This window comes from Gordonia sp. (in: high G+C Gram-positive bacteria) (assembly GCF_047600385.1).
GTDB lineage: Bacteria > Actinomycetota > Actinomycetes > Mycobacteriales > Mycobacteriaceae > Gordonia.
The window spans coordinates 3,268,589-3,285,178 of sequence record NZ_JASGKZ010000001.1; the positions used below are offsets into that span (position 1 = coordinate 3,268,589).

Below are 16,590 nucleotides of genomic sequence, written 5' to 3' on the forward strand. Positions count from 1 at the left end.
AGTGTCAGTCATCGATCTCACCGATCTCACCGCCGGACTCACTCTCACCGGCCGCTGGTCCGGACCGGTGACGCTCGTCTCCGTCACCACGCACGGAACCGATTCCGCGACGATCGTCGTCCGCACCGAGGGAGGCGCGTTCAGCGAGGAGATGCTCTTCGCCGACGACGTCGCCGCGATCGAGATCGTCGATCCCGAACGGACGCACTGGGCGTTCGACGCCGACCCGCAGCGGTTCCGGCTCGCCACCGAAGCGCTCCGGATCTCGATGGCCGGCATCGGTGATCCCATGGTCGCGGTCGCCACCAGTGACATCTCCCCGCTGCCCCACCAGTTGCGCGCGGTCTACGGCGAGCTCCTTCCACGAACACCGTTGCGCTTCCTTCTCGCCGACGATCCCGGCGCGGGCAAGACGATCATGGCCGGTCTGTATGCGAAAGAACTCCTCCTCCGCGGAGATCTGACCCGCATGCTGATCGTCGCACCCGGGAGTCTGGTCGAGCAATGGCAGGACGAACTGCTGACCAAGTTCGGGTTGCAGGCCACCGTACTCAGCCGTGAACTGATCGCCGCGAGTCCACACGGTGACCCGTTTCCCGGGAACCCGATGATGATCGCGCGGATGGATCAACTCGCCCGGAACCCGGAACTGCTTGCCCACCTCGAGGATTCGGAGTGGGATCTGGTCGTCGTCGACGAGGCGCACCGGATGTCGGCCAGTCGACACGGCGCCGACGGCGATCTCCGCGAAACCCAGCGATTCAAGCTCGGTCGGCTCCTCGGCTCTCTCACTCGCAATCTCCTGTTGATGACGGCCACCCCGCACGCGGGCGACGAGGACGACTTCCAGATCTTCCTCTCACTGCTCGACGAGGACCGGTTCGCCGGTCGGCCGCGATCGGACGGCACGGCCGACACCACCGGGATCATGCGGCGCATGGTCAAGGAGGAACTCCTCACCTTCGAAGGCCGACCGCTGTTCCCCGAACGGATCGCCGAGACGGTTCCGTACCAGTTGTCCGACGACGAGCGCGAACTGTACGACGAGGTGACCCACTACGTACGCCACCAGATGAATCAGGTGACGCGAGACGGCGATTCACCCCGGCGCCGCACCGTGGGCTTCGCCCTCACCGTGCTGCAGAGGCGTCTCGCCTCGAGTACGCACGCCGTCCTGCGCAGTCTGCAACGCCGTCGTGACAGACTCACCGCCAGGCGTGCGGACATCGTCGCCGGCCGTACCCGGTTCGACGACCCGGGCGGCCCCTCGGTCCGCGGACTCGACGGCTACGACCAAGACGAATACTCCGCCGCGGAGTTCGAGGAACTCGAAGACGAGGTCCTCGACGCGGCGACGGCGGCTCGCACGATCGCCGAACTCGATGCGGAACTCCTCGCGCTCGACCGGCTCGTCGCACTCGCCACCCGTGTCCGGGACCGCGGAGTCGACCGCAAGTGGAGTCAGCTCCGCAGCCTCCTCACCGACCGGAGTCTTCTGCGCGACAGGGACGGTCGTCCCCGGAAGCTGATCGTCTTCACCGAGCACCGCGACACTCTCGACCATCTCGCCCGGCAGCTCCGCAACATCATCGGAAACGACGACGCCGTCGTGACCATTCACGGCGGGACGTCCCGCACCGATCGGATCACCGTCCGCGAGCAGTTCACCAACGAGCCCGCGCGTCAGATCCTGGTCGCCACGGACGCCGCCGGCGAGGGCCTGAACCTGCAGGCGGCGCACCTGATGATCAACTACGACCTGCCCTGGAATCCGAACCGGATCGAGCAGCGGTTCGGTCGGATCCACCGTATCGGGCAGCGCAACGTCTGCCGCCTGTGGAACATCGTCGCCGACGAGACCCGTGAGGGCCACGTCTACGCGCGACTCCTGGACAAGATGGAGCAGCAGCGCGCAGCGTACGGCGGCAAGCTCTTCGACGTCCTCGGCGACGCCTTCACCGATCGTCCGCTGCGCGACCTGCTCTGGAACGCGATCCTCTACGGCGACGATCCGCAACGCCTCGTGGACATCGAGAGAGTGGTCAACGCCGAGATCGCCGAGGGGTGCAAGACGCTGGTCGACGAGCGTGCGCTCGCCCGCGAGACGTTGAGCCGAACCCAGCTCGATCGGCTGCGCCGCGAGATGGACGAGGCCAATGCGCGGCGTCTTCAACCGCACTACATCGAGCGGTTCTTCCGTGCGGCGTTCGACGAGGTCGGCGGACGCCTGTCCCGACGCGAGCGCGGCCGCTTCCAGATCTCGAACGTCCCCGCGGTCCTGCGATCGAGGGACACCCGCAAGACGCACGCCGGCCGCCCCGTCACCCGCGCCTACGAACGGGTCACGTTCGATCCCGCCGCCGTCGCGGGGCCGATCCGCGCCGATCTGTTGGCGCCCGGCCATCCGCTGATGGACGAGTTGCTCGACGTCCTCATCGAGACTCACGCGACCGCCTTGCGGTCGGGCACGACGCTCTTCGCGCCGGAGGACCCGAGCACCGATCCGTACGTGATCGTCGCCCTGACCGGGGAGGTGGTCGACGGCCGAGGAAACACCGTGAGCAGACGTTTCGCCTTCGTCCGCGTCGAAGCCGACGGCACCGTCGCCGATGCCGGTCCCGCCCCGCACCTCGACCTGAGTCCGTTGCCACCCGCAGTCGTCGACAGCCGAGTACATCTCGACGGTCGGGTTCGCTCCGACAGTCCGACTCATCTCGACAGTCACCCCAATCTCGACAGCCGAGTTCATCTCGATGGTCGAGCGGAGTCGAGACCAACCTTCGAACGAACCGCCACCGCCTGGGCCGCCACCGTCGCTCAGCAGAACCACCTCCGCGACGTCCGTGAACACCTTCTCCCCACCGTAGAGAAGACCCGATCCGCCGTACACGAGCGTCTCGTCGAACAGATCAATCACCTCTCCTCCCAGGCGGCGCGACTGCGCGAGGAACGGGAGTCCGGCAGCAGGAGACGACGACGCCAGAGCCCGGAACGCCTGGAGCGGTTGGCTCAGGAACTCCAGCTCCGTCTGCGACGACGCATGGCCGAACTCGATCGGGATGCCGCTCTGAGCGCCCGCCCGCCGGTGCTCCAAGCTGCGATGCTGGTGGTCCCCGCCGGCACCGTCCGAGATCCGGCCGCCGACCGGGCGAGAGACACGGAGGCCACCGATCGACGGGCCGTCACCGCGGTGTGCGCCGCCGAGATCGGGCTCGGCCGTCTCCCCGAGGAGATGCCGCACAACAACCCCGGCTACGACCTCATCTCCGAACATCCGGTCGGAGACTCCCCCGACGCCACTCGACGGCCCCCGGTGTTCATCGAGGTCAAAGGCCGGGTCGAGGGCGGCACGACGTTCCATGTCAGCGCCAACCAGGTGCTGTACGCCAAGAACACCGGGCACGACCACCGGCTCGCCATGGTCCGGGTCAGCGACCTCGGACCCGAGCACGACGAGGTGCGCTACCTCACCGACTACTTCCACAGCTTCGACATGGGTGGCGCCGATCTCGCCGGCGTCGAACTCGACTGGAACCGAGCCTGGGCCAAGGCGAAGCCGCCGCACTGAACCGATCGAGCGGTCGGGAGACACCCGTCACCCGATACGCACACCCGACTCGATATCACACACCATGATGTGCGATCCTGTTCTGTTCCGCACCGCCTGAACCCGACCCCGCGCGAACGCCGACACCACTCGCACCATCCGATCGACACGAGGACCTCCATGACCGAAGACGCACACCGAGTTGTGAACAGACGCAAGCTGATCGAGGTCAGCATCCCGCTCCAGAAGATCAATGAGGAGTCCACTCGCGAGAAGTCGATCCGGCACGGCCACCCCTCCACGCTGCACCTGTGGTGGGCACGACGCCCCCTCGCCGCCGCCAGAGCCGTGCTCTTCGCGCAGTTGGTCGACGACCCCGCCAGCCGGCCCGACCTCTACCCCACGGAGGACCACCAGAACGCCGAGCGCAAGCGCCTCTTCGAGCTGATCGAGCGGCTCGTAGTGTGGGAGAACTCGAACGACGAGGCACTGCTCGCCGAAGCGCATCGCAAGATCCTGGAGTCGACCGACGGCAACCCGCCGCCGATCCTCGACCCGTTCGCCGGCGGCGGCACCATCCCCCTCGAAGCGCAGCGCCTCGGCCTCGAAGCCCACGCGTCCGACTTGAACCCGGTCGCGGTGCTGATCAACAAGGCGCTCATCGAGATCCCGCCGAAGTTCGCCGGACAGCGCCCCGTCTTCCCGGGCGCCGCCGACGAGACCATCCAGAGCTGGCCGCGCGCCACCGGCCTCGCCGAAGACGTTCGGCGGTACGGACAGTGGATGCGCGACGAGGCCGAGAAGCGCATCGGGCACCTGTACCCGAAGGCTCAGCTTCCGGACGGCTCCGAGGCGACAGTGATCGCCTGGATCTGGGCCCGCACCGTCACCTGCCCCAACCCCGAGTGCCGGATCGCCATGCCACTCGTCCGCTCGTGGTGGCTCGGCAAGAAGAAGGGCAAGGAGGCCTACGTGGTCCCGGTGATCGAGGGCAAGACCGTCCGGTACGAGATCGGCCACGATCCCGCTCAGGCGCCGACCAAGGAGAACGACGGCACGGTCAGTCGTACGGGTGCGACCTGTATCAGGTGCGAGACCGCGGTTCCGCTTGAGTACGTCCGCTCTGAGAGCCGTGCGAAGCGAATGGGTTCGCAACTCATGGCGACCGTGGCCGAAGGTCCTCGTATGCGGATCTACCTCGCTCCCAACGATTCGCAGGCAAGCGCTGCCACTGTACCTACTCCAACGTCAGCGCCGTCTGGGGAGTTGTTCGACTGGCCGGGGCGGATCAACGTCGTCCGATACGGACTCACTCAGTTCGCGGATCTCTTCACCCCGCGCCAGTTGACCGCTCTCACTACGTTCAGCGACCTCGTCGGTGAAGCCCGGGAGCGGGTCGAGCGCGACGCACTCGCCTCCGGCCTGGAACTCGGCACCCGCCTCGATGAAGATGGAACAGGCGCCTCCGCCTACGCCGACGCCGTCGCAACTTACCTCGGTCTCGCGATCAGCAAGATGACGGACCGCAACTCCACGCTCACCAATTGGTACGTTAGCCGAGAGTCCACGAGTTCGACGTTTGCTCGACAAGCGCTGCCGATGGTGTGGGATTTCGCCGAAGTGGCACCGCTCGGCGACAACACCGGATCGTTCGATAACTCCGAAACATGGACCGCCGGAGTCGTCGATGGACTACGTGCGCTGGGCGTGGCAACTGTTGCACAGGAGAACGCAATCGAATGCCGTCGGTCAATCCGCAGTTATGTCAACCGACCCGCCGTACTACGATAACATCGGATACTCCGACCTATCGGACTACTTCTACGTCTGGATACGCCGCTCGCTACGGGACATATATCCATCCTTCCTGTCGACAATGCTGGTGCCGAAAACCGAAGAGTTGGTTGCTAATCCGTACCGCCACAATGGGCGACAAGGCGCGCACGAGTTCTTCGAGGGCAAGTTCCGTGAGGTATTCCGAAAAGCCCGCGAGCACGCGCGCGACGACTTTCCGACTTCCGTCTACTACGCGTTCAAACAGCAGGACACCAGCAAAGATGGCCAGGCCTCCACGGGCTGGGAGACCCTGCTGGAGGGAATGACCCGATCCGGATGGAAGATTACCGCGACGTGGCCGATGCGATCTGAGCTGAGCAACCGAATGGTCGGCCAAGGCACTAACGCACTCGCCTCATCCATCGTCCTCGCCCTCCGACCACGTCCGGACGACGCGCCCCGGATCGACCGCCGAGGCTTCCTCTCCGCGCTGAAGGCCGAACTTCCCGACGAACTCCGGAAGCTCCAGCAAGGCTCAATCGCCCCGGTCGACCTGCCCCAGGCTGCGATCGGCCCCGGTATGGCGGTCTTCTCCCGCTATAGTGGAGTCCTGGAGGACGACGGCACCAAGATGACCGTCCGGACCGCGCTCCAGCGGATCAACGCCATCCTCGACGAGGTGCTGACCGAGTTGGAGAACGACTTCGATTCCCCCACCCGCTTCGCACTGACCTGGTTCCGCCAGAACGGCTTCGCGAGCGGCGCCTTCGGCGAGGCGGAATCGATCGCCAACGCACGCGGCATCTCACTCGACGCGCTGGAACGCTCCGGCATCCTCACCAAGGGTGGCGGCAAGGTCTCGCTGATCACCCCGGGTGACCTCCCCTCCGACTACGACCCCTCCGTCGACCCGTCGATCAGTCACTGGGAGGTGGTGATGCACCTGACGCGTCTGTTCGACGACGAGGGCGTGCCCGCAGCGAGCGCGCTGCTCGGTTTGGTCCCGCCCTCCGTCGACACCGACCTGTGCCGGGAACTCGCCGGCCTGCTGTTCAAACTCGCCGGGGATCTCAAGCAGACCGCTCTCGCGGTGAGCTTCAACAACCTCGGTGCCGCCTGGAACGAGATCGCGCGCGGCGCATCGTCGTCGAGCACCCAAGGCGCACTCGACTTCTGACCGCCCGCGGACCGCTTTCTTCCGCCGACGACCCATCCCACTCTGTCCGACCCCTTCGATAGCCTTCTTTCAATTCGCACACTATGGTGTGCAACATCTCAGGAGATGCTGTGGCGCTGAGCAACCGAGACCGGATCAACCAGGCGATGGACCTGCTGGGACCGGCCCTGAACCGATTCCTCACCGAGACGATCGGCCCCGATCTGCCTCCCGGATTCGAGGGCGGCTGGATCGAGCTCCTACGTCGTGCGAAGGACGCGCACCCGGACAAGCAGTTCAACCCCGACGACCCCTACGACAGTCTGCGCATGCTCACTGACAGGATCACGTGGAAGATCCAGCGAGGCTGGGATCCGATCAGCAAGAAGTTGTCCCGCGCTCAGATCGGGATGGCCACGGAACTGATCCAGGTCCGCAACGACCTCGCTCACGCCAAGGCCTTCAACAACGAGGACGCCCAGCGCGCGCTGGACACGATCAACCGCTTCCTCCTGGCGATCGGCGCCCCGCGCGATGCCGAGCACGTCGCCAAGCTGCGCGACGACGTCCGCCGGATCGCCTACGATCGCGCCGACACCGGTACCGCCCGCCGCAATCCGAAGCTCAACGCCGGTTCGGACAAGCTGCCGCCGTGGCGTGAGATCCTCGCCCCGCATCCGGACGTCCAGAACGATCAGTTCAACGCCGCGGAGTTCGCCGCCGACCTGTACACGGTCGCGATGAAGAGCGGCGGGCACAAGAGCGAGTACACCGACCCGAAGGAGTTCTTCGCCCGCACCTACCTCACCGAAGGCCTGCGCGAACTGATCACGCGCAACGTCGCCCGCATGATCAAGGATGCGAACGCCTCTCCGGTCGTGAACCTCCAGACTAACTTCGGCGGCGGCAAGACCCACTCGATGCTCGCGCTCTGGCACATCGCCTCGGACGCCACGAGCGCAGAACTCAGCGGAGAGGTGGGCGAACTGGCGTACCCGCTCGACGAGCTGAAGAAGACCATCGGGATCCGGCGCGCGGCACTAGTCGGAAACCAGATGGAGCCGGCCAGCGCCGACCACACCGACGGACGGCCCGGGATCCGGACCATGTGGGGCGAACTCGCCTGGCAGCTGGGTGGGCGGGACGGCTACGACGTCGTCGCCGAGGCCGACCGCGCCTCGACCAATCCGGGTGCGGCGCTCCGCGAGCTCTTCTCGCTCTATTCGCCCGCAGTGATCCTCATCGACGAGTGGGTGGCCTACGCCCGGCAGCTGGTCAGCAATCCCGGTCTCCCCGCCGGCGACTTCGACACCCAGTTCACCTTCGCCCAGACCCTCACCGAGGCCGCTCGCGCGATCCCCGGGATCCAGGTGGTGATCTCGATCCCCGCCTCGTCGAGGTCGGGCGACGCCGACGAGGTCAGCGAGGAGGAGGTCGGCGGCGAACACGGTCTGCTCGCCCTCGAACGCCTGAAGAAGGTGGTCAACCGGACCGCCGACCAGTGGCAGCCCGCCAACGCGCAGGAGAGTTTCGAGATCGTCCGGCGACGGATCTTCTCGGTGCCGGACTCCGCCGCGATCAGCGAGATCAGCGTGATCGCCAAGACCCTCGTCGAGTACTACCGGAAGCACCACGCCGACTTCCCCAGCGAGACGCGGGACCCGGACTACATCGACCGGATCAAACAGTGCTACCCGATCCATCCCGAACTGTTCGACCGCCTCTATCAGGACTGGTCGACCCTCGACCGCTTCCAGCGGACCCGCGGCGTCCTGCAGATGATGAACCGGGTCGTCGGTACCCTGTGGCGCGACCAGGACCCCCACGTGCTGGTGATGCCGGGGACCGTTCCGCTCGCCGACACCGACGTCGTCTCCGAGGTCACCAAGTACCTCGACGACAACTTCAAGCCGGTCCTCACCACCGACGTCGCCGGATCGGGTTCGGTGCCGTACCGCGTCGACGCCGCCAACGAATACTTCGGCCGACGAGGCAGCGCCCAACGGCTGGCACGCGCGACGTTCATGGCGGCCACCCCAGGCCTGCACACCGCACACAAGGGCGCAGAGAAGAAACGGATCTTCCTCGGCACCGCACTCCCCGGTGACCTTCCGGGCAACTTCCACTCCGCACTCGACATGCTCGCCAACGAGTCGACGTACCTCTACACCGACGGCGGTCGCTACTGGTACGACACCCAGGCGAACACCACGCGAGCCGCCCGCGACCATGCGGCCGGGCTGCCCGACGCCGACGTGTGGGCCGAGGTCCAGCGGAGACTGGAGACGCTGCGCCGCGCGACCGGCGACAAGACCTTCACCGGCTGTCACGTGTTCCCGGAGTCGTCGGCCGATGTTCCCGACGAGCCGAAAACCCGCCTGGTGGTGGTACCGATGAAGTACACCCATTCCGCCCGCAACACCGAGTCGTCCGCCCTCAAATGGACCGCCGACGTCCTGCGGCACATGGGCTCGGCGAATCGCCTGTACAAGAACGCGCTCGTCTTCCTCGCCGCGGACGACAAGCGGGCCCGTGAACTCGACTCGGCTGTGCGCGACTATCTGGCCTGGAAGTGGGTGGCCGAGAACGCCGACTCGCTCGGACTCGGCGGACAGCAGACGACCCAGGCGAGGGAACGACGCTCCTCTGCCGACCAGATCGCGTCGGCGCGTCTCCTCGACGCCTTCGCGTGGGGGACGTATCCCGTTCAGCCGGACGGTGCCGCGACCTTCTCACTGGAGACCACCGCAACCGGCGGCAGCGGTTCGGATCTGTTCGCCCGGACCGCTGACAAACTCCGCGAGGAGATCACCACGGTGCGGTCCTCGTCGTTGATCCGGATGGATTTGAACGGACGTCTCTCCCCGGCTTGGGAGGACGGCCACGTCGAGGTCGGTCAGCTCTACCGCTATTACGCGACGTACCCGTATCTTCCGCGTCTCCGCGACAAAGAAGTCCTGATCGACGGCTTGTACTCGGTGAAGGACGATCCGATCGGCTGGCGGCACGACGGCTTCGCCTTCGCCGAAGGGTGGGATGCCGAAACCGGGCGATATCTCGGGATCCACCTCCCCAGCCACGAAGCGACGCTCCACCTCGACAGCAACACACTGGTAGTGAAGCCGGACATCGCCGAGAAGCAGTACGAGCGCGATGTGGCCGATGCCGGGAAGGGTGATTCCGGAGACGAGGGACGAGAAGGAACCGACGAGAACGACGGTGGAACCATCGTACCGCCGGTCCCACCGAAACCTACCCCGCCGCAACGCAACCGCCGCTACTTCGGCGCCGTCGCCCTCGATTCGCAGTTCCCGGCCAAGGACTTCAACGAGATCCAGCAGGAGGTGCTCCGCCACCTGATCAAGCCGGGCATGCAACTGGAGGTCCGCCTCGAGATCAGTGCGACCGCACCCGAGGGGTTCGACGAGTCCACCGAACGCACGGTGCGTGAGAACTCGGCCGTGCTCGACTTCGACCAGCATGGCTTCGAGAGAGACTGACGATGAGCGAGCAGACCGAATCGACGAAACTCGGAGTCCGCTCTCTGTTCCAGGTGGTGAACCAGCCGGACTTCACCACGCTGGTCGGGCAGCAGCTCTATTCATGGTGTAAGCGCAAGCGCTGGGATGCCGACCGCATCTCCGGTCCGGGCGTGTACGAGGTGGCCCGTGGAGTCACCGCATCCCTCATCCGTGACGATCGCCGAGACAGGTCGACGATCGAGCGCTACCGCTTCCATCAAGACGAAGGTCATGGAACCTGGATCACGCACCTCACCACGTACACCGACCGAAACGGTGACGGTTGGGTGTGGACCGACGTGTTCGAGCCGGCCGGCCGCGGCGCCGCACGCGTCCCCCGGCTCGCTCAGAACATCCTCGAAGTGGTCGACGGCCTCGACGGACACCACCCGCTCACCGCGCAGCCGGTCCGAGCCGGCGCCGACGACGTCGACCAGATCTACGACGCCCTCCTCGACGACGACCGCCGCGGCTTCCTGTTCCTCGCCGGCGCCGACGACAAGATCGCGATCCCGCGATCGCAGTGGGCGGGATACGTCGAGAAACTGCTCACCGGAACCACCGGACTTGCCGGCGCGTACGTGCTTGATTCCGCTGCCACCGGTGAGTTAAACGCCAGGTTGCCCGAAACGCATCGGATCAACCCGTGGACCATCCGCACGTTCCTCCCGTCACCCGACCTGACGAACCCGCAGGACTCGATCCGGCATCGCGTCCTCAGCACCCACCGGATCATCCACGACGGTGAATCGCGGCTCCGGAATCGGCTGGCGCACGCCGCCTGCCGACACTCCGCCACCATCGCGCTGCCGAACGAGCTGGTCCGCATCGACCGAGCGTTGCGCGGACTCCTCGACGAGACCATCGTCGACCAGATCACCGACCCGGCACCTGTCACGTCGCAGCCCGAGCCCGTCGAAGCACCCGACATGTCCAATGAAACACCTGCGGCGGCCGAACCGGAGACGGCTGCCGACACCGCGGTCGAACGCGGTCCCCGCGAGCGGGTGTGGAATGCACTCGCCGCCGTCCTCTCGTCGGTCACCGACCGGACCGCGGTGACCGTCGACTCGGTGATGCACTTAGGCCGACTCGCCTCTGAGGCTCAGACCCTTCGCTCTTCGGCCGGCGTGATCGGGACGCTCCGGGAACGGCTGAACTCGGTGCAGGCCGAACGCAACGCTCTCGAAGACCAGAACTCCGAACTCACGGAGCGGATTCGCGAAGGTCAGAACGAGATCGCCTGCACACGAATAGATCTCGCCGACACGCAGGCGCGCGTCCGGCAACTCAGCCGCGAACTCGCCAAGGTGCAGAACACCGAAACCGAGTGGGCACCGGCGCCCGACCCCATCGACACCCCGCCCCTCTCCTTCCAAGACCTCGTCGACCGGATCGGAGAATTCACCAACGTGGAGTTCACCGGCGACGAGAAGCCCGCACTCGACCTCGACGACCACGATTCCGCGGACTGGGCGATCGCCACCTGGGGATATCTCCGTGTCCTCGACGAATACTGCGACCAGCGGGCCTCAGGAAGGTTCGAGGGATCCATCGGGGACTACATCTCGACCCGTCCCAAGGGATACGCCTCGATCCCACCTGGGAGCCATGCCTCGAACGAGACCCGACAACTGCAGGACAACACGGACCTCCGGAGGAAACGACAATTTCCGGTACCCGAAAGCGTGAATCCGAACCGCTACGAGTTCATGGGTGAGCACATCAAGATCGCCGCGTACAAGTCCGTCAGCCCGCGCATGCACATCCTCAATCGAGCGGCCAAGAACGGTCGCATTTACATCGGATACATCGGCAGACACCTGGATAACTTCCACACCAACTGACGTCCGACGTTCGGCGCATACGACCGTTCGCCGACCCGGATCCCCACGGGTCCGGGTCGGCGACCGGTAGATCAGACCTGCAGCACCAGCTTCCTGGCGACGTGCCCCTCCTCCCCTCGGGTGTGCGCCGCACGCACCTCCGCCACGTCGTCGAGGCGGTACCGCCCGGCGATCACCGGGACCAGCGCGCCGGTACTGATCAGCGAGGCGATCGCACGCATCGCCGACAAGCTGGTCGACTGGGTCGGCTGAACATCCAGGTGTCGACGGACACCGGCCGGCAGCGCGGCGAGGACGACGACATGCCCTCGGCGACGCTCTGACGGCCGGTGTTCGTCGGCCTTCGAGAAGCGCCGGACCGAGTTACCATCGACGAGTAGAACCGGCTGCGAGGGAGAGGAGATCGACGAATGAACGATCAGATCGTCGTCGCCGACTACCCCGAACTGCGGTTCCTCTGCTGGAACCTCGATCCGACGACGACGGTGGACGGGCCGGGGGCATTGGCCCTGTATGAACGGAACTGGCGCCATGTCGATCAAGACCGTCTGACCGAGCGCGAGGCGGCGCTCATCGAACGGCTGGTCGAGTGCTACGGCAACGGTGTCCTCCTTGTATGAGCGAGCACACCATCGTCGAATCGAATCGGTTCTGCGGGCACTGAACGCAGGACTGCTCACCTCTCACGAATGCTACTTCGGTGGCGGTACCGCGATCGCACTCATGCACGGCGAGTATCGCGAATCGAATGACGTCGACTTCCTCGTATCCGCACGCTCGGGGTACCGCGAACTCCGCCAAGCGGTCCGCGCCGCCGGTCTCAACGCATTGACCGACGTTCCGCTCACCATCGCCCGAGAAGCGACCGCGGACCAATACGGGATCCGCGGAGCATTCGAGGTCGACGGCACTCCGATCAAGTTCGAGATCGTCAGTGAAGGACGGATGGAACTCGAACGACCCGGACCCGACCGGACCGTCGCCGGAATCACGACGCTCAGTCCGCTGGATACGGTCGCCTCGAAGCTACTCGCCAACGACGACCGATGGGCCGACCGTCGCGTCTACAGTCGTGACGTGATCGACCTCGCCATGCTCGCACCGGGAGCCGACCTTCTGCACGCCGGTCTGCGCAAGGCCGAGACCGCATACGGGTCGACCGTCCTACGGACCCTCCATGACGCGGTGGATCTGGTCGTCGGAAACGACGACCACCGCGATCGCTGCAGGACGGCCCTGCAGATGGACGTTCCCGACGACGAACTCGTCGCACGTCTTCTGAAACTCCGGATCTGACTCCGCCGCCGCCCCCGCCCGGGAGGACGCGAGGATCGTCACGGAACCCGTTGACCACTAGTTAGCCACCTAAGTAACATCCCTGGGATGAACGACCTCATCGGCTCCCGGCAGCGACTGCTCCTCGACCGTATGAACGACGACGAGGCCGCCGCGTTCGTCATGAGCCTGTTGACCACGGCGCGCCGGGTGAGCGGCTGCCACAACGACCTGCTCGCCGACCACGACGCCACCGACGGCCGGTTCGCCTCGCTCCTGGCGATCAGCGCCTCCCCCGGGATCACTCCCGCCGCACTCGCCGACACCATCGGCGTCAGCCGCGCCACCGTGACCGGGCTGGTCGACGGCCTCGTCAAACGGAACCTGGTCACCCGGACCGCGGACGACCAGGATCGTCGTACCCTCTGCCTCTCGGTGACCGACGCCGGACGCACCGCCGCCGACGACCTCGTCCCCGCCGCGGGCGGACGCCTGAGCGCCCTGGCCGACGGCATCGACCCCGCCGACCGGGCCGCGGCGCTGCGGGTCTTCGCCCGGATCGCCGAGAACATCCGCGCGGTCACCGCCGAAACCCGAACCGACGACGCCCCGGCCGCCGCCCCCTGACACCGGCCCGCGGGCTCCGCCGACCGAATCCCGACACCCCGACCCGCCACGCACCCGGACCTCCGAGTACCCCGACCCGAAAGCGATCCCCGTGGACTGGACCTCCTTCCTCGACTCGGTCAAACGCGGTCATCGACCGCACGGCAAGCCTCTGCAGGACCGTCCGCGGCTGGCCCGGGTCGCCGTCGGCATGACGGCCGCGACGATCACCGCGTTCTTCTTCCCCGAGACCGGCCAGATGCTCATCACCGTCGGCGCGTTCCTCACCGCGATCGCGTGCATCATGCCGAACGAACGCTCGCGGCTGGCCGCCTCGGCGCTGACCGCGCTCGGGATCCTGCTCGGCGCGGCCGCCGGGATCGCCCTGCAGGGCCGCTGGTGGATCGTCCTCCCGATCCTGTTCGTCGCCTTCTTCTTCGCCGGCCTGCTGCGCGCGATCACCGCACCCCTCAGCGTGCGCTGGCTGGTGGTGTTCATCGTGTTCCTCGCCCTCGCGGAGATGGGCCCGACGCTGCCGATCGACCCGCTTCACACCCTCGGCTACTTCTCGCTGGGCACCGTGATCATGTTCGTGTGCCAGTTCCTGCCCCCGTTCGACGGCCGGTACCGCGCCCAGCGCACCGCCATCGCCGCCTTCTACCGCTCCATCGGCACCGGTGCCGCCTCCAGCGCCGACGCACTCCTGGCCGCCGACCGCAGTCTGGCTCAACTCGGGCTCCGCAGCCGGGGACGCCTCGACCGACTCGTCCAGCTCACCGAGTACGGCGAGCAGATCGCCCAGTACTGTCTGGTGCTCGAGGCCCGACCGGGCGGTGAGGAACCGCTCATGGAGGCCATGCGCGACCACCTCGCGCTGATCGCCGGACGCATCGAGGACGACACGATGACCGCGGTCCCGGGTCTGCCGCCCTTCATCGCCCCCGCCACGCCCGCGGACTCCACCGAGCAGGCCTTCGTCGCCGCCGTCCAGGCCGCCACCGCCCTCGCCTCGGGACGAGACGCCCCGGCCTCCTCCGAGGAACGCCGCGTCCCGACCGCCCTCGAACTGATCCGCGACGAGCTCTACCCCGGCTCGCACATCCTGCAGCACGCGCTCCGCCTGGCCGTCACCTCCGTCGTCGCGGCACTGGTCGGCCTGGCCGTCGGCGCGAACCTCGACCACGACCGGATGCTCGCCGGGCACGGCTTCTGGGTGGTGGTGGCCACCGCGCTGATCGTCTTCCCCGATTTTGGCTCCACGTTCGCCCGCGGTTTCGGCCGGATGTCCGGCACCCTCGTCGGCGCCGCCTTCGGCATCGCGCTCGCCTTCCTCCCGTACAACCACATCTCGCACGGCCTGATCCTGCTGGCCTTGTTCTTCGGTTACCTCGCGTTCCGTTCGCTCGGTCAGCCGTACACGATGTTCTGGGTGGTCGCCTTCATCGCCTACCTGATCCCCGGGCCGCTAGGCGCCACCACGCGCGGCGCGGCCACCGTCATCGGCTGCGCCATCGCCTTCGCGGCGTACCTGCTGTTCCCCACGTACCAGCGACGCATGCTGACCCGCAGGCTCCGGACCTGGGCGCTGGCCGCCGCCGACAAGCTCGACGCGATCGCCGACCTGTGGCACTACGATTCCGCTCCGCACCGCAGGCAGCTCGCCGACGCCACCGTGCGCGGCCGCCTCGCCCGCCTGGACTTCCGGGAGGCGGCGGCCAGTGCGCTCCTCGAACCGAAGGACAAGCGCGGACGCTGGCCCGGCCCCGACATCCTGCCCACGGTCGACTCGGTCACCAGGCTCGGCGCCGACATCGCGGGCCTCGCCGCCCTCGGACCGACGTTCGACGACGATCGGCGCCGCGAGGCCGCCGACAAGAGCGCCCAGCTCGCCCTGCGGTTCCGGCATTTCGCCGACGCGCTCGCCGTGGCCGCACGGGAGGAGGGGTTCACCATCGCTCCGTCCGGATACGATCCGGTGGCCTCCTCCGACAAGGACGACGACCTGGAGATCGGCATCCGCGCGATCGACACCGACCTCGCCGACCTCAACGCCCGGCTGAGCCGGATCGCGTAGCCGCCCGGACGAGGTCGGTGGCCCCGGGCGAGGACTCCGGCACCGCCCGGCGGTCGGCCGGTGGTCGGCCGTTGCGCCAGGAGGGGCTCACGAGGGAATATCTCCCTCGTAGGCCGCCATTTCGCAATGGCCGACCGTCCCGCCCCCGAATGAGACCCCCGACCACCGGAGACCGCTCTTCCGACCGAGGAACCCCAGACACACCATGACCGACATCCCCGTCGTCGTCGAGACCGTCACCGATCCCGTGCTCGCCGACGAGATCGCCGCGGTGGCCGCCGTCACCTTCCCGCTCGCCTGCCCGCCGCACTCGACGGCCGACGACATCGCCGCCCACATCGCGGGCACCCTCTCCTCAGCGCATTTCGCCGCCTGGATCACCGACCCCGGACACGACGTGCTCGTCGCCCGCGACGGCGCGGACGGGCCCGTGCTCGGTTACGCGCTCCTGGTCCACGGGCCGCCCACCGACGACGACGTGCGCGCCCTGGTCCCGGCCGAACACGTCGCCGAGGTCTCCAAGATGTACGTGCTCCCCGACCACCACGGCCTCGGGAGCGGCCCCGAGCGCGGCGCCGACGCCCGCCCGTCGCACCTGCTGATGGAGGCCGCCCTGCGGCGCGCCCGGGATCGGGGTGCGCGCACCGCGTGGCTCGGCGTCAACCAGGAGAACCGGCGTGCGCTCCGCTACTACGGGAAGGTGGGATTCACCCGGGCCGGGATCAAGACCTTCGACATGAACGGCACCGTGGAGCAGGACTACGTGATGGTCCGGGAGCTCTGACCCC

11 protein-coding genes are annotated in these 16,590 nt (G+C 67.1%); 10 read left to right on the plus strand and 1 reads right to left on the minus strand.

The features are described 5' to 3' along the window. Position 1 precedes the first annotated feature (1 nt). The 5 genes from QM809_RS14775 to QM809_RS14795 all read left to right on the plus strand — a co-directional run bounded on the left by QM809_RS14775 (position 2) and on the right by QM809_RS14795 (position 11,847). Positions 2-3,568: a helicase-related protein gene (locus tag QM809_RS14775; RefSeq protein WP_415046481.1), complete on the plus strand. Its 3,567-nt coding sequence runs from the start codon at positions 2-4 to the stop codon at positions 3,566-3,568. Between the two features lie 159 nt (positions 3,569-3,727). After that, positions 3,728-5,338 carry a DUF1156 domain-containing protein gene (locus tag QM809_RS14780; RefSeq protein ID WP_415046482.1) on the plus strand — a complete coding sequence of 537 codons (1,611 nt, stop codon included), beginning with the start codon at positions 3,728-3,730 and terminating at the stop codon, positions 5,336-5,338. Between the two features lie 85 nt (positions 5,339-5,423). After that, positions 5,424-6,500, plus strand: a complete 1,077-nt coding sequence (locus QM809_RS14785) for a DUF1156 domain-containing protein (protein ID WP_415046483.1) — start codon at positions 5,424-5,426, stop codon at positions 6,498-6,500. A gap of 110 nt (positions 6,501-6,610) precedes the next feature. Further along, the gene (locus tag QM809_RS14790) at positions 6,611-9,979 is read left to right on the plus strand and encodes a DUF499 domain-containing protein (protein WP_415046484.1); all 3,369 of its coding nucleotides are present in this window, start codon (positions 6,611-6,613) and stop codon (positions 9,977-9,979) included. Between the two features lie 2 nt (positions 9,980-9,981). Then, positions 9,982-11,847: a hypothetical protein gene (locus QM809_RS14795; RefSeq protein ID WP_415046485.1), complete on the plus strand. Its 1,866-nt coding sequence runs from the start codon at positions 9,982-9,984 to the stop codon at positions 11,845-11,847. A gap of 71 nt (positions 11,848-11,918) precedes the next feature. Here QM809_RS14795 and QM809_RS14800 read toward each other — a convergent pair whose 3' ends face one another. Next, positions 11,919-12,068: a hypothetical protein gene (locus QM809_RS14800; protein WP_415046486.1), complete on the minus strand. Its 150-nt coding sequence runs from the start codon at positions 12,066-12,068 to the stop codon at positions 11,919-11,921. Positions 12,069-12,257: 189 nt separating this feature from the next. Between QM809_RS14800 and QM809_RS14805 the strand changes: the two genes are divergently transcribed. From QM809_RS14805 to QM809_RS14825, 5 genes are all read left to right on the plus strand, one after another. Next, positions 12,258-12,467, plus strand: coding sequence for a hypothetical protein (locus tag QM809_RS14805; RefSeq protein WP_415046487.1), 210 nt, complete (start codon positions 12,258-12,260; stop codon positions 12,465-12,467). Beyond that, positions 12,451-13,143, plus strand: coding sequence for a nucleotidyl transferase AbiEii/AbiGii toxin family protein (locus QM809_RS14810; RefSeq protein WP_415046488.1), 693 nt, complete (start codon positions 12,451-12,453; stop codon positions 13,141-13,143). Before QM809_RS14805 ends, QM809_RS14810 begins: the two co-directional genes overlap by 17 nt. Positions 13,144-13,230: 87 nt before the next feature. Continuing rightward, on the plus strand, positions 13,231-13,749 hold the full coding sequence (locus tag QM809_RS14815) for a MarR family winged helix-turn-helix transcriptional regulator (RefSeq protein ID WP_415046489.1): 519 nt from the start codon (positions 13,231-13,233) through the stop codon (positions 13,747-13,749). A gap of 91 nt (positions 13,750-13,840) precedes the next feature. Next, positions 13,841-15,802 (plus strand): FUSC family protein, encoded by a 1,962-nt coding sequence (locus QM809_RS14820; protein ID WP_415046490.1) that lies wholly within the window; start codon positions 13,841-13,843, stop codon positions 15,800-15,802. A gap of 205 nt (positions 15,803-16,007) precedes the next feature. Then, entirely contained in the window at positions 16,008-16,586 is a 579-nt protein-coding gene (locus QM809_RS14825) for a GNAT family N-acetyltransferase (RefSeq protein ID WP_415046491.1), read from the plus strand. Positions 16,587-16,590: the final 4 nt, after the last annotated feature.